At 64.9% G+C, this 20,375-nt stretch carries 16 protein-coding genes; 10 read left to right on the plus strand and 6 right to left on the minus strand.

Annotated features, from left to right (window positions below; all coding sequences use genetic code 11):
* Positions 1 to 13 precede the first annotated feature (13 nt).
* From ahcY to NKJ76_RS10540, 9 genes are all read left to right on the plus strand, one after another.
* Positions 14 to 1,414 (plus strand): adenosylhomocysteinase, encoded by a 1,401-nt coding sequence (gene ahcY / locus NKJ76_RS10500; RefSeq protein ID WP_023681401.1) that lies wholly within the window; start codon positions 14 to 16, stop codon positions 1,412 to 1,414.
* A 308-nt stretch (positions 1,415 to 1,722) separates the two neighbouring features.
* On the plus strand, positions 1,723 to 4,287 hold the full coding sequence (locus NKJ76_RS10505) for a sensor histidine kinase (RefSeq protein WP_352537349.1): 2,565 nt from the start codon (positions 1,723 to 1,725) through the stop codon (positions 4,285 to 4,287).
* Positions 4,288 to 4,295: 8 nt separating this feature from the next.
* Positions 4,296 to 5,807: a tRNA (adenosine(37)-N6)-threonylcarbamoyltransferase complex ATPase subunit type 1 TsaE gene (gene tsaE, locus NKJ76_RS10510; protein WP_352537350.1), complete on the plus strand. Its 1,512-nt coding sequence runs from the start codon at positions 4,296 to 4,298 to the stop codon at positions 5,805 to 5,807.
* Positions 5,808 to 5,821: 14 nt separating this feature from the next.
* The gene (locus NKJ76_RS10515; protein WP_027049083.1) at positions 5,822 to 6,526 is read left to right on the plus strand and encodes a nucleotidyltransferase family protein; all 705 of its coding nucleotides are present in this window, start codon (positions 5,822 to 5,824) and stop codon (positions 6,524 to 6,526) included.
* Positions 6,523 to 9,660 (plus strand): double-strand break repair protein AddB, encoded by a 3,138-nt coding sequence (gene addB, locus NKJ76_RS10520; protein ID WP_352537351.1) that lies wholly within the window; start codon positions 6,523 to 6,525, stop codon positions 9,658 to 9,660. The genes NKJ76_RS10515 and addB overlap by 4 nt, the downstream gene beginning before the upstream one ends.
* Complete coding sequence (gene addA / locus NKJ76_RS10525; protein ID WP_352537352.1) at positions 9,657 to 13,175, plus strand: double-strand break repair helicase AddA; 3,519 nt, start codon at positions 9,657 to 9,659, stop codon at positions 13,173 to 13,175. The genes addB and addA overlap by 4 nt, the downstream gene beginning before the upstream one ends.
* A 73-nt stretch (positions 13,176 to 13,248) precedes the next feature.
* A complete protein-coding gene (gene trxA / locus NKJ76_RS10530) occupies positions 13,249 to 13,572 on the plus strand; it encodes a thioredoxin (RefSeq protein WP_023672297.1) in 324 nt (107 codons plus the stop codon).
* Between the two features lie 132 nt (positions 13,573 to 13,704).
* Positions 13,705 to 13,986 carry a cupin domain-containing protein gene (locus NKJ76_RS10535; RefSeq protein WP_023696001.1) on the plus strand — a complete coding sequence of 94 codons (282 nt, stop codon included), beginning with the start codon at positions 13,705 to 13,707 and terminating at the stop codon, positions 13,984 to 13,986.
* A gap of 72 nt (positions 13,987 to 14,058) precedes the next feature.
* Complete coding sequence (locus NKJ76_RS10540; RefSeq protein ID WP_023696002.1) at positions 14,059 to 14,307, plus strand: hypothetical protein; 249 nt, start codon at positions 14,059 to 14,061, stop codon at positions 14,305 to 14,307.
* A gap of 22 nt (positions 14,308 to 14,329) precedes the next feature.
* On the opposite strand, the gene NKJ76_RS10545 is transcribed toward NKJ76_RS10540, so the two are convergent.
* From NKJ76_RS10545 to NKJ76_RS10570, 6 genes are all read right to left on the minus strand, one after another.
* Positions 14,330 to 14,749 carry a VOC family protein gene (locus tag NKJ76_RS10545; RefSeq protein ID WP_352537353.1) on the minus strand — a complete coding sequence of 140 codons (420 nt, stop codon included), beginning with the start codon at positions 14,747 to 14,749 and terminating at the stop codon, positions 14,330 to 14,332.
* Positions 14,750 to 14,775: 26 nt separating this feature from the next.
* A complete protein-coding gene (locus NKJ76_RS10550) occupies positions 14,776 to 16,101 on the minus strand; it encodes a bifunctional folylpolyglutamate synthase/dihydrofolate synthase (RefSeq protein ID WP_352459987.1) in 1,326 nt (441 codons plus the stop codon).
* A 62-nt stretch (positions 16,102 to 16,163) separates the two neighbouring features.
* Positions 16,164 to 17,090 carry an acetyl-CoA carboxylase, carboxyltransferase subunit beta gene (gene accD / locus NKJ76_RS10555; protein WP_023672292.1) on the minus strand — a complete coding sequence of 309 codons (927 nt, stop codon included), beginning with the start codon at positions 17,088 to 17,090 and terminating at the stop codon, positions 16,164 to 16,166.
* 101 nt (positions 17,091 to 17,191) lie between these two features.
* Positions 17,192 to 18,031 (minus strand): tryptophan synthase subunit alpha, encoded by an 840-nt coding sequence (trpA, locus tag NKJ76_RS10560; RefSeq protein ID WP_023693067.1) that lies wholly within the window; start codon positions 18,029 to 18,031, stop codon positions 17,192 to 17,194.
* Between the two features lie 2 nt (positions 18,032 to 18,033).
* Positions 18,034 to 19,284, minus strand: coding sequence for a tryptophan synthase subunit beta (gene trpB, locus NKJ76_RS10565; protein WP_023687439.1), 1,251 nt, complete (start codon positions 19,282 to 19,284; stop codon positions 18,034 to 18,036).
* Positions 19,285 to 19,374: 90 nt separating this feature from the next.
* Positions 19,375 to 20,034, minus strand: a complete 660-nt coding sequence (locus NKJ76_RS10570) for a phosphoribosylanthranilate isomerase (protein ID WP_023681392.1) — start codon at positions 20,032 to 20,034, stop codon at positions 19,375 to 19,377.
* A gap of 109 nt (positions 20,035 to 20,143) precedes the next feature.
* On the opposite strand from NKJ76_RS10570, the gene NKJ76_RS10575 reads away from it, so the two are divergent.
* Positions 20,144 to 20,362 (plus strand): hypothetical protein, encoded by a 219-nt coding sequence (locus tag NKJ76_RS10575; protein ID WP_352537354.1) that lies wholly within the window; start codon positions 20,144 to 20,146, stop codon positions 20,360 to 20,362.
* The last annotated feature ends 13 nt before the right edge of the window (positions 20,363 to 20,375 follow it).

The following is a 20,375-nucleotide window of genomic DNA, read 5'->3' on the forward strand; positions in this document are numbered from 1 at the left end:
CCGGAGCACTGCCATGACAGGTAGCAAGGACTATGTGGTCGCCGACATCTCGCTTGCCGGCTGGGGCCGCAAGGAACTCGATATCGCCGAAACCGAAATGCCGGGCCTGATGGCCTGCCGCGAGGAATTCGGCGACAAGAAGCCGTTGAAAGGTGCGCGCATCACCGGCTCGCTGCACATGACCATCCAGACTGCGGTGCTGATCGAGACGCTGAAGGCGCTTGGCGCCGATATCCGCTGGGCCTCGTGCAACATCTTCTCGACCCAGGACCATGCGGCCGCAGCCATCGCCGAGGCCGGCATCCCGGTGTTCGCCGTCAAGGGCGAGTCGCTCGAGGAGTATTGGGACTACACCGACAGGATCTTCCAGTGGGCCGATGGCGGCCTCTCCAACATGATCCTCGACGATGGCGGCGACGCCACGATGTACATACTGATCGGCGCCCGCGCCGAGGCCGGCGAGGACGTGCTGTCCAACCCGCAGAGCGAGGAAGAGGAATACTTCTACGCCCAGGTCAAGAAGCGCCTGAAGGCCTCGCCCGGCTTCTTCACCAAGCAGAAGGAAGCCATTCGCGGCGTCACCGAAGAGACGACGACGGGCGTCAACCGGCTCTACCAGCTGCAGAAGAAGGGCCTGCTGCCGTTCCCCGCGATCAACGTCAACGACTCGGTCACCAAGTCGAAGTTCGACAACAAATATGGCTGCAAGGAATCGCTGGTCGACGGCATCCGCCGCGGCACCGACACCATGATGGCCGGCAAGGTTGCGGTCGTCTGCGGCTATGGCGACGTCGGCAAGGGCTCGTCGGCTTCGCTCAAGGGCGCCGGCGCCCGCGTCAAGGTCACCGAAGTCGATCCGATCTGCGCGCTGCAAGCGGCGATGGACGGCTTTGAAGTCGTCACGCTGGAAGATGCCGCACCGACCGCCGACATCGTCATCACCACCACCGGCAACAAGGATGTCGTCACCCTCGACCACATGCGCTCGATGAAGGACATGGTGATCGTCGGCAATATCGGCCACTTCGACAATGAGATCCAGGTCGCGTCGCTGCGCAACCTGCAATGGACCAACGTCAAGCCGCAGGTCGACATGATAACCTTCCCGGACGGCAAGCGGATGATCCTGCTGTCCGAGGGGCGCCTGCTCAACCTCGGCAACGCGACCGGTCATCCGAGCTTCGTGATGTCGGCTTCGTTCACCAATCAGGTGCTGGCGCAGATCGAGCTCTACACCAAGCCCGGCCAGTACCAGAACCAGGTCTATGTGCTGCCCAAGCACCTCGACGAGAAGGTGGCGCGTCTGCATCTCGACAAGCTTGGAGCCCGCTTGACCGAACTTTCCGGCGAACAGGCCGCCTATATCGGCGTGACCCCGCAGGGTCCGTTCAAGCCGGAACACTACCGCTATTAGCCAAAGCGGCGTTTACCACTAGATATTGAAGCCGGGCGATTGACTTTTCGCCCGGCTTCTTTTTTGCGCGGATGATTCTTCACGCCGATTCCAGCACGCGCTATTGTGCTGATTCGTGGGCCGGGGACGAGGCCGGCGTACGCATCGAGAGCATGATTCGAACCGAAGGACCGCGTCAGCGAAAAGTGGGAAGCGGTTTTCGGAAAAGATCATGCCCTTTAGAAAAGAGTTAGGTCAGAAGGGCGTTTCCATCAAACGTGATCCTGATCTAGGCGGTCTTGCATTCAGGCGGCGAAGAGGACCAAGGCATGCCGGGGGAAAACCCGCCTCGCGCGGGATCGGCCGTTTCCGGCGGCCATGACGATTCCGATAGCACTGGCTCCGTCACGACAGGCGGTGGCCTGAAGAGGCGCGTTGGCGCCCGCACCGCCGGCTTTCTTGCCACCTCAGCTCTTGCCGGCCCGCTCACCTCGTTTGCCGCCCATGCCGAGCCGGCCATTGCGCAGAAGGCCGGACTGTCGGTCAGCGCGGTCGAAGTCATCCAGCTCGCCATGTTCGTCGGCGTCATGGGCGCGGCACTGGTCTCGGCCATCTTCCTGATCCGCGAAAGAGCCCGCACCTCGGCGCAGAATGTCGAACTCAGAGCCCGCATTGCCGACATCAATGCGGCGCTGCAGCGCTCCGAGGCGCTGCTCAATCTGCGTGACCAGCGCGTCATCGTCTGGGCGTCGGAGAACAAGAAGCCGGAGCTCATCGGCACGCTGCCGCTGGAAAGCGGTGCGCCGGACGACCGTGCAGCCTTCCTCGCCTTCGGCCGCTGGCTGATGCCGCGCTCGGCGGCGGCGCTCGAAAATGCCGTCGCTGGTCTGCGCGAGAAAGCGAAACCCTTTGATCTCGTGATCGAATCGCAGGCCGGGGCGCCGCTTGAAGTGCATGGCCGCAAGAGCGCCGCGCATGTGCTGGTGCGCTTCGTCTCGCTGTCGGAAACTCAGAGGAGCCAAGCCAGGCTGAAGATCGAGAACCAGCGTCTGGCCGCCGACTACGAGACCATGATCGGCCTGCTCGACGCCTTGCCGATGCCGGCCTGGCTGCGCGCCACCGACGGGCGGCTGAAATGGGTCAACCGTGCCTATGCCGGAGCGGTCGAGGCACCGAACGCCGAGACCGCCGTGCGCGAAGCCAAGGAATTCCTCGGCGCCCAAGCGCGCGAACAGATCGCCGCGCAGCACAAATCGCGCCCAATCTTCGAACAAACGCTGTCGACAGTGATCGAGGGCGACCGCCGCGTGTTCGCCGTCACCGACTTCGCCGGTGCGGACGGCTCGGCCGGCCTTGCCTGCGACACCAGCGCCATCGAAACCATTCGCGGCGAATATGAGCGCACGGTGCGCAGCCATGCCGACACGCTCGACCAGCTCAACACGGCGGTGGCGATCTTCGATGCCAACGAGAAGTTGCGCTTCTTCAACCAGGCGTTCCAGAAACTGTGGGGGCTGGACCCGGGCTTCCTGCACAGCGCGCCCGACAATGCGCTGCTGCTCGACCGGCTGCGCAGCGAAGGCAAGATCGCCGAGCAGCCGGAATGGCGGCGTTGGAAAGAAGGCCTGCTTGGCGCCTACCGCGCGGTGGAATCGCAAGAGCATTGGTGGCATTTGCCCGACGGCAAGACCATCCGCGTGGTCGCCAACCCCCAGCCGAAGGGCGGCGTGACCTGGGTGTTTGAGAACCTGACCGAGAAGATGGACCTGGAAAGCCGCTACCAGACGGCGGTGCGGGTCCAGGGCGAAACGCTCGACAATCTGGCCGAAGGCGTCGCGGTGTTCGGTCCCGATGGGCGGCTGCGCCTGTCGAACCCGGCCTTTGTCGCGCTGTGGGGACTTAGCCAGGATGTGATCAAGCCCAACGTCCATGTCTCGGCGATCCGCGATCTCAGCGACCAGCGCGCCGTCGACAGCCCGTGGGGCGGGTTCGTCGCCGCCATCACCGGTTTCGACGACGAGCGCCGCGACCGCCATGGCCAGACCGAACTGAAGAACGGCACAGTGCTCAGCTACGCCGTCATCCCGCTGCCCAACGGCCAGGTGATGATGACCTTTGTGGACGTCACCGACAGCGTCAATGTCGAGCGCGCGCTGAAGGACAAGAACGAAGCGCTGCAGAAATCCGACCAGCTGAAGAACGAGTTCGTGCAGCATGTCTCCTACGAGCTGCGCTCGCCGCTGACCAACATCATCGGCTTCACCGAGCTTCTGTCGCTGCCGGCGACCGGGCCGCTCAGCCCAAAGCAGCGCGAATATGTCGAGCATGTCGGCTCGTCATCCTCGGTGCTGCTCACCATCGTCAACGACATACTCGACCTCGCCACCGTCGACGCCGGCATCATGCAGCTCGACATTTCGGAAGTAAGCGTCGAGCGCACCATCGAGGCCGCGGCCGAACTGGTCGCCGACCGGCTGCAAGAGCATTCGATCAAGCTCCGGATCGACGCCGCTGCGGCGCCGAAGAGTTTTCACGGCGACGAGACCCGGGTTCGCCAGATCCTCTACAATCTGCTCAGCAACGCCGCCAATTACGCGCCGGAGGCGAGCACTATCACGCTTGCCTGCCGGCATTTGGAGCAAGGTGTGGAATTCTCCGTCCATGACAACGGCCCCGGCATGCCGCCGGACCTGCTCGATTCGGTGTTCCGCCGCTTCGAGCCGCGCACCAATGGCGGGCGCCGGCGCGGTGCGGGCTTAGGCTTGTCGATCGTCAAGAGCTTTGTCGAGCTGCACGGCGGCAGCGTGCGCATCGAGACCGGCAAGGACAAGGGCACCACCGTCATCTGCACCTTCCCCGATGCACCGTCGGGCATCCGCGCCGCGGCCGAGTAGCGCGCTCGATGACCGTTGTTGTGCTGGAGCGTTTTCTCGCCGACGAGGCTGCGACCGCAAGGCTCGGCGAGGACCTGGCCATGGCGCTGCGGCCGGGCGACGTGCTGGCGCTCAAGGGCGATCTCGGCGCCGGCAAGTCGACGCTGGCGCGGGCCCTGATCAGGGCGCTGGCCGACGATGCCGGCCTCGATGTGCCGAGCCCTACCTTCACCTTGGTGCAAAGCTACGACACGCGCATCCCCGTGCACCATTTCGATCTCTATCGCCTGTCCTCGGCCGGCGAGATGGACGAGCTGGGTTTCGACGAGGCGCTGCTGCAGGGCGCTGCCCTTGTCGAGTGGCCGGAACGGGCGGAGGCCGCTCTGCCCAGGACGTCGATCTGGATCGAACTCGTCCATCAGGGCGAAGGCCGCCTGGCGAAACTATCGGGCCAAGGCGTTGCCTTCGAACGCGTGGCGCGATCGCTGGCGATGCGCGATTTCCTCAAAACGGCCGGTTGGGGCGACGCCGCGCGGCGCCATTTCGTCGGCGACGCCTCGGCGCGCTCTTACGAGATTGTTTCGCTCGCCGGCCTTGCGCCGCGCGTGCTGATGAATTCGCCGCGGCTGGTGCTGGGGCCGCCGGTGCGCGACGGCAAGCCCTATGCCGTGATCGCCCACACGGCGCAGTCGGTCACCGCCTTCGTCGCCATCGACAAGGCGCTGCTGGCGCAAGGTGTCAGTGTCCCAAAAATCCATGCCGAGGATCTCGAGCAAGGGTTTCTGCTGCTGGAGCATCTGGGCTCGGAAGGTTTTCTCGACGGCAATGGTGAGCCGGTGGCCGAGCGCTACGCGGCAGCAGCCGAATTGCTGGCCATGATGCATGGCAAGACCTGGCTGCAGCGCATGGAAGCCGTCCCAGGCGTCTTCCACGAGGTGCCGCCCTTCGATCGCGACGCCATGCTGATCGAAGCCGATCTCTTGGTCGATTGGTATGTGCCGATGGTGACCGGCAGCCCGGCAAGCGAGGCTTTACGCGCCGGCTATCACAGGGAATGGAACGCGGTTCTCGATCGGCTGGACACACAGGAATACACGCTGATGCTGCGCGACTTCCATTCGCCCAACATCATCTGGCGCGGTGACCGCAAAGGCCACGACCGCCTCGGCATCGTCGACGTCCAGGACGCGCTGATGGGTCCGGCGGCCTATGATGTTGCGTCGCTGGCCATGGATGCCCGCGTCACCGTTTCGCCCGATATCGAGCAGCGGACCGTGGACGCCTATGTCGCTGCGCGCCACGCCGCCGTCGGCTTCGATGAGGACGCCTTCCGCGCGGCCTATGCGATCATCGCGGCGCAGCGCAATTCAAAGATCCTCGGCATTTTCGTGCGGCTCGAAAAGCGCGACGGCAAGCCCTATTATCTCCGACACCTGCCGCGCATCCGCGATTATCTCAGGCGGGCGCTGGCGCACCCGGCGCTGGCTCAGCTGAAGGAGTTTTACATGGCACATGGCCTGCTGGAGGAACGGCTCCCGTGACCTTGACCACAGCGATGGTGCTGGCGGCTGGTCTTGGCAAGCGCATGCGGCCGATCACCGACACCATGCCGAAGCCGCTGGTGCGGATCGCCGGCAGGACCTTGCTCGACTGGGGGCTGGACAGTCTCGAAGCGGCCGGCGTCGAGAAAGCCATCGTCAACGTGCACTATCTGCCGGACCAGATCGTCGCCCATATCGCCCACAGGCGGGCGCCAAAGATCGTCATTTCCGACGAGCGCGACGCACTGCTGAATTCGGCGGGTGGCATCGTCAAGGCATTGCCGCTGCTGGGCAGCGACCCCTTCTACATCATCAACGCCGATACGTTCTGGATCGACAGCGGCCAGCCCAGCCTCGAGCGCCTTGCCCTTGCATGGGACGGCGCGAAAATGGATATTCTGCTGATGCTTACCGATCTCGACTCGGCCACCGGACACGGTGTCGGCACGGATTTCCTGATGGCGCCGGATGGCGGCCTGCGGCGCTCGAAAGGCGATCCGGCCGGGTTGATCTATGCCGGAGCGGCAATCGTCAATCCCGCCATCTTCAGGGATGCGCCGGCCGGGGCGCATTCGCTCAACACCCATTTCGACAAGGCAATCGCCTCTGGCCGTCTGTTCGGCATGCAGATGCGCGGAAGCTGGATCACCGTCGGCACTCCCGACGCCATTCCGCAGGCGGAAGCGGCCGCCGCCGAAGCTCTCGCGAAGGTGGTATGAGCGGCGCGCGCCGCGTTCTTTCGATCCCGCCCGGAGCGCCATTCCTGCCGACTCTGGCCGAGGCCTTGCTGGCCGGACGGCTGGTGCCCGGCTTCCGGTTCGACGGCGATCCGCTGGCGCTGGCTGATGTCACCATCTATGTGCCGACACGGCGCGCGGCCCGTGCGCTGCGCGGCGCTTTTGTCGACGCGCTTTCGGGACCGGGGGGGAGCCGCCGTTCGGCGATCCTGCCGGTCATCCGCCCGCTCGGAGAGTTCGACGAGGACGAAGCCGCCTTCGACGCCGGCACGCCGACCGAGCTTGAAATGGCGCCGCCGATCGCAGCCATCGAACGCCTGCTGCTGCTGGCGCCGCTGGTGCGGGCCTGGAAGCGCACCTTGCCGGCGCATGTCCTTGATATGTTCAACGAAGAGATCGTCGTGCCGGCCTCCGCCGCCGATGCGATCTGGCTAGCGCGTGACCTCGCCCGGCTGATGGACGAGATCGAAACCGAAGGCACGGACTGGACCAGGCTTGCCGATCTGGTCACCGGCAATCTTGCCGGATGGTGGCTTGTGACGCTCGATTTCCTCCGTATCGTCACCGAGGCCTGGCCGAAATTGCTGGAGGAGCGCGACCGCTCCAACCCGGCCGCGCACCGCAATGCGCTGATCCGGCGCGAGGCGAAGCGGCTGGAACGCAACCCGCCCAAAGGCCCGGTGATCGCCGCCGGCTCGACGGGCTCTATTCCCGCCACGGCCGAACTGCTTGCCACGGTCGCCAGCCTGCCCAACGGCGCCGTGGTGCTGCCCGGGCTCGATGGGATGCTGGACGAACCGTCTTTTGCCGCGATTGGGGCGCCCGGTGCGCGGCCGGCACTGCTTGGCCACCCGCAATACGGCATGGCCAAGCTGATCGGCAAGATTGGCGTGCTGCGTGGCGATGTCGAGGAAGTGGTCTCCGCCGAGCCCGCACTGGCGCTCCGCGCGGCCCTTGTCGGCGAGGCGCTGCGGCCGGCCGAGACCACGGAATTATGGGCCGAGACCCGCATACGCTTCAACGCCGTAGACATCGCCGAGGCCTTCGCCGACGTGACGCTGGTGGAAGCCGCCAGCGAACGCGACGAGGCGGCGGCGATCGCCATCGCGCTGAAAACCGCCGTGGAACAGCCGGGACTAAGGGCAGCGCTCGTTACCGGCGACCGCGGGCTGGCGCGGCGCGTCTCGGCCGAGCTGTTGCGCTTCGGCGTGATCGCCGACGATTCCGGCGGCACGCCGCTCGCCAACACGCCTGCCGCCAGCCTGCTGCGGCTCACACTTCAAGCGGTATTCCGGCCCGGCGATCCCGTCGGCCTTTTGTCGCTGCTCAAGCATCCGCTGCTCGGGCTCGGACTTGAGCGCACAGGCGTGCGCCATGCCGCCGAGCTCATCGAACTCGTGGCGCTGCGCGGCGGCACCGGACGCCCCGACATCGCCTCTTTGCCAGCACTGTTCGAGGAGCGTCTCGCCGGGCTGCGCGGGGACAAGCGCCAGCCCTTCTGGTTTTCGCGCCTGAGCGTGCGCGGCATCGACAATGCCCGCGATATGCTGAGCCGGCTTGTGGCGGCGCTGGCGCCGCTGACTGCCTTTCGCGGTGAAGAGAACGCCGATCTCGTCGCGTTGACCAGAGCGAGCGTCGCCGCGCTGGAAAATCTCGGCCGCACGGCGGAGGGCAGCCTGGCTGAATTTTATGCCGGCGACGCCGGCGAGAAACTCGCCGAGCTGCTGCGCGGTGTGGTCGCCGCGTCTGCATCGTTCGACTTCCCGGCCGACGAATGGCCTGATGTGATGGACGCGCTGGTAGCACCGGAAACGGTCAAGCCGGGGCAAGGCACAGACCGCAACATCGCGATATGGGGCGCGCTGGAGGCACGGCTGCAGAGCGTCGACACGCTTGTCATTGGCGGGCTGAACGAAGGCGTGTGGCCACGCAAGCCGGAAAGCGATCGCTTCATGTCGCGGTTGATGAAGACCGGCATCGATCTCGAGCCGCCGGAGCGGCGCATCGGCCTTGCCGCCCACGACTTCCAGATGGCGATGGGGGCGAAAAAGGTGGTGCTGACGCGCTCCGCCCGCGCCAGCGACGCACCGGCGGTGCCGTCGCGCTGGTTGCAGCGCATCCTCACCTTCATCGGCAAGGATCCGGCGGCCGCATTGCGCGGGCGCGGCGACGAATTGCTTGCCTGGGCGCGCGCGCTCGATGCCGGCGAGCGGCAACATTTCGCGCCGCGACCGCAGCCGAAACCGCCGCTGAGCATGCGGCCCACCCACTTCTCGGTGACCGCGATCGAGACGTTGCGACGCGACCCCTATGCGGTCTATGCAAGGCGTATTCTGAGCCTTCTGCCGCTCGAGCCGGTGATCCGCGACCCCGGCGCGGCCGAGCGCGGCACGCTGTTTCATGACATCCTGCATCTGTTCTCGACAGAGGTGGCGGATCCCCGCGCGCCCGAAGCTCTGGAACGCCTCATCGCTGCCGGCCGGACCTGCTTTGCCGAGATCGCCCTGCCCGCCGACGTCGAGGCTGTGTGGTGGCCGCGCTTCGAAAAGCTTGCCGCCAACATCATCGAATGGGAGCGCGGCCGCGCTCCCGCCGTCGCCCGGCGGCATGCCGAGGAGCGCGCCGAAAAGACCGCTGTCGGCCGCACCGGCGTGACGCTGTCCGGCTATGCCGACCGCGTCGACCTTTTGGCCGGTGGCATGGCCGACATTCTCGACTACAAGACCGGCTCGTCCCCGTCCAAGGCGCAGGCCCACACGCTGCTGGCGCCACAGCTGGCGCTCGAAGGGGCGCTGCTCCGGCGCGGCGCCTTCAAGGGGCTTGGCGCGCGCGAGCCCTCCCAGCTTGCATTCGTGCGGCTGAAGCCGAATGGCGAAGTGTTCGAGGAATCCATCCTCGACTACAACCGCCAGCCCCGGACCGCCGAAGACCTCGCCGAGGAGGCCTGGGCGCGGCTGGAAAAGCTGCTGGTCCATTATGCAGATCCGACGACCGGCTACCTGTCGCGGGCGCTGCCTTTTCGCGAGGGCGAGAGCGATGGCGATTACGACCATCTGGCGCGCGTGCTCGAATGGTCGGCCGGCGGCGACAGCGATGACGAGGGCGGGGAGGCATGAAAAAAGCCTATCCCGTCCCCAGCGAAACCGCCGCCAGCCAGGCGCGCGCTTCCGACCCGAAGAACTCGGCCTGGGTGTCGGCCAATGCCGGCTCGGGCAAGACGCATGTGCTGGCCCAGCGCGTCATCCGGCTGCTGCTCAACGGCACCGATCCGTCGAAGATCCTGTGCCTGACCTATACGCGGGCGGCCGCCGCCAACATGTCGAACCGCGTGTTCTCGACCCTGTCGGAATGGACAGCGCTCGGCGATGCCGAGCTTGCCACAAAGATTGAGGCGGTGGACGGCCGCCGGCCCGACCGCGACACGATGCGGCGGGCGCGCCGGCTGTTTGCCGAAGCGCTGGAAACGCCGGGCGGGCTGAAGATCCAGACCATCCACGCCTTCTGCGAATCGGTGCTGCACCAGTTCCCGCTGGAGGCCAACATCCCGGCGCATTTCGAAATGCTCGATCCGCAGATGGAGGCCTCGCTGTTTGCCGGCGCCCGCCGCGACATGATTTCGGGCACGTCAGCCGAAGACGCCGGACTGGCCGAGGCCTTTGCCACCGTGCTGGAGCGCGGCGGCGAACACGGGCTCGATGCGCTGCTCGCCGAAATCGTGCGCAAGCGCGACGGCTTACGCGGCTTCATCGATGCGGTCCGGCGCGATGGCGCCGGCTTTCAGGCCCTGTTCGACGAATTCCATTTTCGCCCCGGGCAGAGCGCCGAAGACATAGCGGCATCGGTATGGCCGCTGCCGGGTTTCCTGCCGGACTTCTTTGCAGTGTTCGCCAGTGCCGCCGAGGCCACCGACGCCCGCACCGTGCTCAACAATCTCTTGCCCTATGCCCGCTTGGCCTTTGCCGAGACGGACCCGACCCGCCGGCTGCAGATGCTCGGCAAAGCCTTTCTCAAGGCCGATGGCGACCCCTATGATCCCTCAAAGTTGTTCAAGAAGGCGCTGCTCGGCCGGCTGCCCGACCTTCCCGAGCGCTATCTGGCGGCCGTCAAGTCGATAACAGACGTCTCCGACCGGCTGGCGCTGTTCCGGATGCTGGAAGGCACGGTCGCGGCGTTGACCATAGCCGACTGGCTGATCGTGCGGTACGAGCGCCTGAAGCGCAGCCGCGGCTTTCTCGATTTCAACGACCTCATCACCCGCACCGTCAACCTTCTGGCGCGGCCCGATGCCGGCCCCTGGGTGCAGTACAAGCTCGACCAGGGTATCGACCACATCCTGCTGGACGAGGCGCAGGACACCAGCCCCGACCAATGGGAGGTGGTGAAGCGGCTGGCGGAGGAGTTCTTTGCCGGCCACGGCCAGCGCGGCACGACCAATCGCACGGTGTTCGCCGTCGGCGACGAAAAGCAGTCGATCTATTCCTTTCAGGGTGCCGCGCCGGATTCCTTCGCCGACAGCCGGCTCTTGTTTTCCGGACGCGTGAACGCCGCCAATGCTTCGTTTGCCGACCTGAAACTGACCTGGTCGTTCCGGTCGACCGACGACGTGCTTGCCGCCGTCGACCGCGTCTTTGCCGATCCGGGCGTGCGGCGCGGCATCAGCCATGACCCCGATCCGCTCGACCACAAGGCGATCCGCAACGACGCGCCTGGCTATGTCGAGGTCTGGCCGTCGCTCGGCGCTGACGCCGTCGAGGAGCCCGACGACTGGACGTTGCCGGTCAATCATGCCAGCGCGCCGGCTGTGCGGGTGGCCGAGCACGTGGCTGCGACCATCCAGACCTGGCTCAAGGACCGCGAGATCATCGAGGGCAAGGGACGCAGGCTGAGGGCCGGCGACATTCTTGTGCTGGTGCGCAAGCGCGACCGCTTCGTCCATGCGCTGTCGCGCGCGCTGAAGGACCGCGATATTCCCGTCGCCGGCGCCGACCGGCTGAGCCTGCCCGGCCACATCGCGGTCAAGGACCTGATCGCACTCGGCCATTTCCTCATCCAGCCGCAGGATGACCTGTCGCTCGCCGCCGTGCTGCGCAGCCCGGTTTTCGACGTGTCGGAGGAGACGCTTTTTACGCTTGGCGCCGGACGGCCAGCCGGAACATCGCTGATCGCCTCATTACGCCAGCATGCTGGCGACAATACCGCGCTGACCGATGTCGTTGCCCGGCTCGACGGCTGGGCCAACGAGGCGGCGTTCCGGCCGGTGTTCGAATTCTACGCCGGGGTGCTGGCGCGCGACGGCCTGCGCAAGAAGATGATCGCCCGGCTTGGACCGGAAGCCGGCGATATTCTCGACGAGTTCCTGAGTTTCTGTCTGGCCGAAGAACGCACCGGCTTGCCGGGGCTGGAGGCTTTCCTGGCGACGCTGGAAAACACCGGCCCGGAGATCAAGCGCGAGATGGACCAGACGCGCGACGAGGTCCGCGTCATGACCGTGCATGCCGCCAAGGGCCTGGAAGCGCCTGTTGTCTTCCTGGTCGATGGCGGTTCGGCGCCGTTCAGCGACCAGCATCTGCCGCGGCTCATGCCGTTCGACGCTTCGGGCCGCAATTTCGACGGCAAGGGCTATCTCTGGCGCTCGGCCGCCGATGTCGCGAACGGCTTCTCCAAGGCGGCCTCGGCCAGGGCGCGGGAGCTTGCCGACGACGAATACCGGCGGCTGCTCTATGTCGGCATGACGCGCGCCGAGGACCGGCTGATCGTCTGCGGCTATCACGGCAAGCGTCAGCCCAGCACCGGCACCTGGCATTCGATCGTCAGCCGCGCGCTGACAGGTGCACCCGAAAGCACCGAGCGCCGCCACCCCGCCAGCAGCGAGCCGGTGCACCGTTTCGTCATGACCAAGCTTCCGCCGGTGGCGCAAGCGGCAGCCGACGAGTCGCGGCTGCCGCAACAGGTGCCGCCGCTGCCGGTGGGCTTGTTCCGGCCCTTGCCGCCTTATGAGGAGCTGCCGCGCCCGCTGTCGCCTTCCGGCGCGTCGGCGCTGATCGACGAGGCCAAGGAAGCTGTTGTCGATACCCGCTCGCCGGTGCTGGACAGCGAGGCGGAGCCGGGCTTTGCGGTGATGCGCGGGCTGGCGCTGCACAAGCTGCTGCAGATGCTGCCCGGTTTTGCCGAAGACGAACGGCAAGGCGCGGCGGCGCAGTATCTCATTCGAGCCGGCGCCAACTGGCCGGAGGCCGAGCGCAACAAGGCGCTGGCTTCGGTGATGGCGATCCTCAGAGATTCGCGTTTTGCCGGGCTGTTTTCGCCCTCGTCCCGCGCCGAAGTGGCCGTCATGGGCAGTATCGAGGTCAAGGGCAGGCTGCGCTCGATCTCCGGCAAGATCGACCGGCTGGCGGTGACGCCCGGGCGCGTATCGATCGTCGACTACAAGACCAACCGGCCGGCGCCCGCAGGCCTGGCCCAGGTGCCGCCGGCCTATATCCTGCAGCTGGCGCTCTACCGCGCGCTGCTCCAGCCGCTTTACCCCGGCCGCGCGGTGACGGCAGCACTGCTGTTCACCGAGGCACCGAGGCTTATCGAACTGCCGGCCCAGGCGATGGATGACGCCCTTGCCCGACTCACGGGAGCGTGACACAAGTTCTGCTTGAAGAAGGGCTGCTGAACCACCACATTTGGTGCGAGATAAATTTCGAAAGGATTTTCGTATGGCCACCGTCAAGGTCGACAAGAGCAATTTCCAGGCCGATGTGCTCAACGCCTCGCAGCCCGTCGTCGTGGATTTCTGGGCCGAATGGTGCGGCCCCTGCAAGATGATCGGTCCGTCGCTGGAAGAGATCGCCAACGAACTCGGCGACAAGATCAAGATCGCCAAGCTGAACATCGACGAGAACCCCGAGCTTGCCGCCCAATTCGGCGTGCGCTCGATCCCGACGCTGATGATCTTCAAGGGCGGCGAAGTCGCCGACATGAAGGTCGGCGCCGCGCCGAAGACCGCGCTGTCGCATTGGATCAATGGCAGCCTCGCCTGATCCTGTAGGAGTTTCTGAAGTTAAGCCCGGCCCTCGCGCCGGGCTTTTCTTTGGCGTTATCGCCTGACCTCTCTGGCCCTCGCGCCTGAAGGCTCCATGTCTTCTGCTTGAGGCTGGACAGGAGAGACAACAATGACCGGATCCGCCAAGGCCACCGTCTTCATCGACAACGAGCGCGTTATTGTCACCGAGTATCGGTTCCAGCCCGGCGACAACACCGGCTGGCATCGCCACGGCCACGACTATGTCGTGGTACCGCTGATGGACGGCAAGGTGAAGCTGGTGACCAAGGACGGCGAGAGTTTTGCCGAGATGAAGAAGGGTGCGCCCTATTTCCGAAAGGAGGGCGTCGAACACGACGTCATTAGCGCCAATGACGGCGAGTATGCCTTCATCGAGATTGAGCTAAGGTGATGGCTTGCCAACCTCTGCCATCTTGATGGCTCGTCCTAAATGGGGGATATATTTTCTCGAAGGTATTTTGAAATGGCCGAACCCCGGCTTTCCGTCCGCAGCGCAAAAGCACGAGATCTTGCGCATCGTCTTGCTCATCGCGAAAACCGCTCGATCGCAGACATCGTCGAACGCGCGCTTGAATCCTATGAGATTCGGGAGGCGGGGCGAGAACCGGCGTCCACCTTCTACTCCCGCCTGACGGCAAGCAGTGGCGCGGATATCGATCTGGAAGAAATCATCCGGAAAAGCCGCAAGGTCCATACAGGGCCGGAGCTTTGATCCTCGTCGACACCAACACAGCTCACCAGTCGGCGATGCGGTCGCCTCCGGCGAATTGCGCGCTTTTTGCGGTGTATTCGAACAGCTCGATCTTCACGCCGTTGGGATCGCGGATCCAGGCCTGAAAAGTGTCGTCGCAGGCGTGCTTCTTGGCGGTGACGTCGATGCCCTTCGATTTGATATGGGCGATCGCCGCGTCGAGATCTTCGACTTCCAGGCAGAAATGGTTGATCTGGTTCTGCTCGCTGTATGCAGTGCCGTCCTTCTGGAACACCTCGACATGGCTGCGGCCGCCGCAATTGAGGTAGAAGCCGAAGACCTTGTCGTCGCGCAGGAAATTGAACTGCGTGTCGAGGCCAAGCACGTCGCGGTAGAAGCTTCGCGTCGCCTCCAGATCATGCGCGAAGATGCAGACATGGGCGAGTTGCTTGACCTTGATCATGATGGGCTCCTCGCAGTGAAATGGCTTCAGGTTGGCGGCGTGCCGTTTTCGGCCAGCACCGCGCCGGCGAGATATAACGACCCCCCGATCAGGATGCGTGGCGCCGGCCCGTCCCAGGTGTCGCGCAGCAGCATCAGCGCACTGGCGACGGAACTGACCGGTTCGGCCGTGAGGCCGGCTTCGGTCGCCCGCACCGCCAGCTCGTCATTCGGCACGCCGGCATCGCTCATGCTCACCGGCACGGTGTAGACATGCCGTGCCAGGCCCTTGAAGGCGTGGAAGTAGCCGCTCTGGTCCTTGGTGTTGATCATGCCGGAGATCAGAAACAGCGGCCGCGGGTTCTTTTCCTCCTGCTCGGCCAGCGCCTCGGCAATGACCATGCCGGCGCCCGGATTGTGGCCGCCGTCGAGCCAGATGTCGGCGCCCTTGGGCGCCAGCTCCATCAGCCGGCCCTGTACCAGTTTCTGCATGCGGCCCGGCCATGCGACGCTCGCCATCGCCTTCTCAGTGGCGCGATGACTGATTTCGAAACCGGCGGCCTTGACGGCGGCAATCGCTGCCGCCGCATTGGCGAACTGGTGGCGCCCGGGCAGGCGCGGTGGCGGCAGGTCCATCAGCCCGTCCTCATCCTGATAGACCATGCGGCCGTTTTCCTCGAAGGCGAGAAAATCCTGGCCGTAGACGAAGGTCGGGCAATCCAGCCGCTCGGCGGTTTCGATCAGCACTTGCAGCGCCGTCTCGCTCTCCTGCGCGCCGATGACCACCGGGCAGCCGCGCTTCATGATGCCGGCCTTTTCGGCGGCGATCAGTTCGACCCGGTCGCCGAGATAGGCTTCGTGATCCATCGACACCGGCATGATCACCGACACCGCCGGCCGGGCAACGACATTGGTGGCGTCGAAGCGGCCGCCAAGGCCGACCTCGATGATGGCGGCGGCAGCCGGATGTTCGGAAAACAGGATGAAGGTGACGGCGGTTAGGATTTCGAAGACGGTGATCTTCTGGCCTTGATTGGCCCGGGCGACGCGGGCGATGGCCTCGGCGAAGGTCTCGTCGTCGACCAGCCGGCCGCCGCCCTCGGCCGCCAGCCGGTAGCGCTCGGCCCAGTTCACCAGATGCGGCGAAGTGTGGACATGGACAAGGTGGCCGCCGGCTTCGAGCAGCGCGCGCGAAAAGGCCGCGCACGAGCCCTTACCGTTGGTGCCGGCGATATGGATGACCGGCGGCAGCCGCTCCTGCGGATTGCCGAGGCGTTCGAGCAGCCTTGTGATGCGGTCGAGCGAAAGGTCGAAGCCTTTCGGATGCAGCGCCATCAGGGCTTCGATTTCACGATCTGCGGCAAGCGTTGTCATGAGCGAATCCTACGCATGCGCGCAGGTGCACGCAATCGCGGTTTGCGGCCAGAAATGTCGCGTCAGGCTTGCGGGCGGGCTTCCGTCGGGATGACCGACGGCGGCAGGATTTCCGGCTCCAGCGGCTTTTGCTCCTGCGGCAGTTTGAGCAGGATTTTCAACAGCCGTGAAATCGTCTCGCGCAGTTCCAGCCGCGACACCACCATATCGACCATGCCGTGCTCCATCAGATATTCGGAGCGCTGGAAACCGTCCGGCAGTTTCTCCCGGATGGTCTGCTCGATGACGCGCGGGCCGGCAAAGCCGATCAGCGCGCCGGGCTCGGCAATGTGGACGTCTCCCAGCATGGCGTAGGAGGCGGTAACGCCGCCGGTGGTCGGGTTGGTCAAGACGACGATGTATGGCAGGCCGGCTTCCTTCAGCCGGTCGACGCCGATCGTGGTGCGCGGTAACTGCATCAGGGACAGAATGCCTTCCTGCATGCGCGCGCCACCGGAGGCGGCAAACAGGATCAGCGGCCGCTTGCGCTGCAAGGCGACCTCGAAACCGTGCACAATGGCGTCACCCGCGGCCATGCCGAGCGAGCCGCCCATGAAGGCGAAATCCTGCACCGTCACCACAACCGGCAGGCCTTTGACCGTGCCCAGCGCGTTGATGATGGCGTCTTCCAGGCCGGTCTTGGCCTTGGCGTCCTTCAGCCGGTCCGTGTAGCGCTTCTCGTCGCGGAACTTGAGCGGGTCCTGCATGACCTTGGGGTTCTCAAGCTGCTCGTATTTGCCGTCGTCGAGGAAGAATTTCAGCCGTTCCTTGGCCGAAATCTTCATGTGATGGCCCGATGACGGGATGACGAACTGGTTGGATTCCAGGTCCTTGTGAAACACCATCTCGCCGGTCTCGGGATCCTTGATCCAGAGATTCTCGGGCATGTCGGTGCGCCGACCGAGCATCGAATTGATCCTCGGGCGAACGTAATTGGTGATCCAGTTCATCGCTTCGGCTCCTGTCCTGACGAAGAGTTGGCTCGTGCATGTCGCCCAAAAGTGGGAACCGGTTTTGGGATAACGACTTGCACAAGGCCTAAGTAGGGAAACTATTCGGCAGCAGCAAGGCGGGCCGAACGCACGCCCTGAGACAGTCCGCTGACCAGGGTGGCGACGGCCTCGGCCGGGTCGGCGGTCTTCTCGCCCTTCGGTCCCAACACATTGGCGACCGCGTTGACGATCGCGGTGCCGACGACGACGCCATCGGCATTGGCGCCGATAATGCGCGCCTGCTCGGCGGTCTTGACGCCGAAGCCGACGCAGACCGGCAGATTGGTGTGGCCCTTGATGCGCTTGACCGCGGCGGCAACCTTGCCGGTGTCGGCCAAAGCCGAGCCGGTGATGCCGGTCATCGACACGTAATAGACGAAGCCCGACGTATTCTGCAGCACCTTGGGCAGGCGCTTGTCGTCGGTGGTCGGCGTTGCCAAGCGGATGAAGTTGATGCCGGCCTTCAGCGCCGGAATGCAGAGTTCTTCGTCCATCTCCGGTGGCAGGTCGACGACGATCAGCCCGTCAATGCCGCTGGCGATGGCGTCCTTGAGGAAGCGATCGACACCGTAGATGTAGATCGGGTTGTAGTAGCCCATCAGCACGATCGGCGTTTCATTGTCGGTGGCGCGGAAATCAGCCGCCGTCTTCAGCGTCTTGACCAGGGTCTGGCCACCTTTCAGCGCCCGCAGGCCAGCGGCCTGGATCGCCGGTCCATCGGCCATCGGATCGGAAAACGGCATGCCCATTTCAATGATGTCGGCGCCGGCCTTGGGCAGCGCCTTCATGATCGACAAAGCGGTGTCATAGTCGGGGTCGCCGCTCATGAAATAGGTGACGAGCGCCGGGCGGCCCTCGGCTTTCAGTTTTGCCATGCGGCGGTCGATGCGGGTCACCATGATCAGATCTCCATGCCCAGCATCGAGGCCACTGTGTGCACATCCTTGTCGCCGCGTCCCGACAGGTTGACGATGACGATCTGGTCCTTGTCCATATCAGGCACGATCTTCACCGCATGCGCGATGGCGTGGGCGGATTCCAGCGCCGGGATGATGCCTTCGACGCGCGTCGTCAGCTTGAAGGCTTCCAGCGCCTCGTCGTCGAGGATCGGCACATATTCGACGCGGCCGGAATCGCGCAGCCAGGAATGTTCGGGGCCGACGCCCGGATAGTCGAGGCCGGCCGAGATCGAATGGCCGTCCATGATCTGGCCATCGGCGTTCTGCAGGAGATAGGTGCGGTTGCCGTGCAGGACGCCTGGCGCGCCGGCATTCATCGAGGCGCAATGCTCGATGCCGTCGAGGCCGCGGCCGCCGGCTTCGATGCCGATGATGCGGACTTGCCTGTCGTCGAGGAAAGGATGGAACAGGCCGATGGCGTTGGAGCCGCCGCCGACAGCCGCGATGATGGTGTCGGGCAGCCGGCCTTCCTGTTCGAGGATCTGGGCGCGCGCCTCGATGCCGATCACCGACTGGAAGTCGCGCACCAGCTCCGGATAGGGATGCGGACCTGCGGCGGTGCCGATCAGATAATAAGTGTCCTCGACATTGGTGACCCAGTCGCGCAACGCTTCGTTCATGGCGTCCTTCAGCGTGCCGTGACCGGCGGTCACCGGCCGCACTTCGGCGCCGAGCAGCTTCATGCGGAAGACGTTGGGGCTTTGGCGGGCGACATCGGTGGCGCCCATATAAACGACGCAGGGAAAGCCGAAGCGCGCCGCGACCGTGGCCGCGGCAACGCCGTGCTGGCCGGCGCCCGTCTCGGCGATGATGCGCTTCTTGCCCATGCGCTTGGCGAGCAGAATCTGACCGAGGCAATTGTTGATCTTGTGCGAACCGGTGTGGTTCAGGTCCTCGCGCTTGAAATAGACCTTGGCGCCGCCCCCGAGGCCCTTCGCCGAGGAAACCTCACGAAGATGTTTGGTCAGGCCTTCGGCGAAATACAGCTTTGACGGCCGCCCGGCATAGTGGGTCGAGAGGTTGGTCAACTCAGCCTTGAAGTCCGGATCGTTCTTGACCTCGTTCCAGTGCCGCTCGAGGTCGAGGATCAGCGGCATCAGCGTCTCGGCCACGAAGCGGCCCCCGAAGATGCCGAACATGCCCTGTTCGTCGGGTCCCGTGCGGAAGGAATTGGGTGTCGCCGGCTTGTTCATCGCCGATCTCCTGGTCTTGGTTCTGAGCATGTCTTATCGGAAAACCGGTTCCCACTTCTCCGGAACATGCTCGGGTTCGAAAGAAGTGCCTCAGGCAGCGCGGTCGTCGCGCGCGGCCCTGACGGCCCGGAAGAACTGCTCGATCAGCGCCGGATCCTTGACGCCCGGGCCGCTTTCCACCCCCGACGAAATGTCTATCGCGGGCGGATTGGCTGATATCAGGGCGTCGCCGATATTGGCGGCGTTGAGCCCACCGGAAAGCATGTAATCGAGCCCGGCGTCAAGGCCGGCCAGGATGCGCCAGTCAAAGGCGACGCCATTGCCGCCCGGAAGTTGCGAGCCCTTTGGTGGCTTGGCATCGAACATGAAGCGATCGGCAACGCCGATGAACGGCTTTAGCCGCTCGAGATCGGCTACCTCACTGACGGAGAACACCTTCATGACAGGCAGGCCGTAGCGAGCTTTCACCTCGGCCACCCGCTCGGGCGTCTCCGTGCCGTGCAACTGCAGCATGTCGGGGCGCATCTTTGCGACGATCTCATCCAGGAACGCGTCATCGGCATCGACCGTCACGGCGACCGCCCTGGCCTTGCCGATTGCCGCCTCGCGCAGGCGGCCGGCTGCCGCAGGCTCCACATAGCGCGGGCTTTTAGCAAAGAAGATGAAGCCGACATGGCTGGCGCCGCCGGCCAGGGCCGCGGCCATTGCCTCATCGGTCTTCAATCCGCAGATCTTGATATCGAGCGCCATGGCGCGGGGATTGGCACGAAACCGGCCAAGAGTCGAGAAAAAGCATGCTGTTTGCCGGCAACGCCAAAGGCGCTACCTATTGATGGGAGAAGCAAGGCGGAGCAGACGAATGGCCGACCAGAGCATAGCCGAACTCAGGCAGAAGATTGCGCAAGCCCGCGACGTCATCGCGCATCTGATGCAAAAGGCCGCCTTCGACGGGGCAGAAGCGCACCGGGTCCTGGATTATTTCGGCAGCGATGCGTTCGAGCAGAATTTCCTGCCATGGCCGCGCCGTGGCGACGAAGGGCTGCGGCCTGAAGAGCTTAATGCGGCCAATGATGATTGAGCGCGGCGCCGGC

Source organism: Mesorhizobium sp. M0029 (genome assembly GCF_040323735.1).
Lineage (GTDB): Bacteria > Pseudomonadota > Alphaproteobacteria > Rhizobiales > Rhizobiaceae > Mesorhizobium.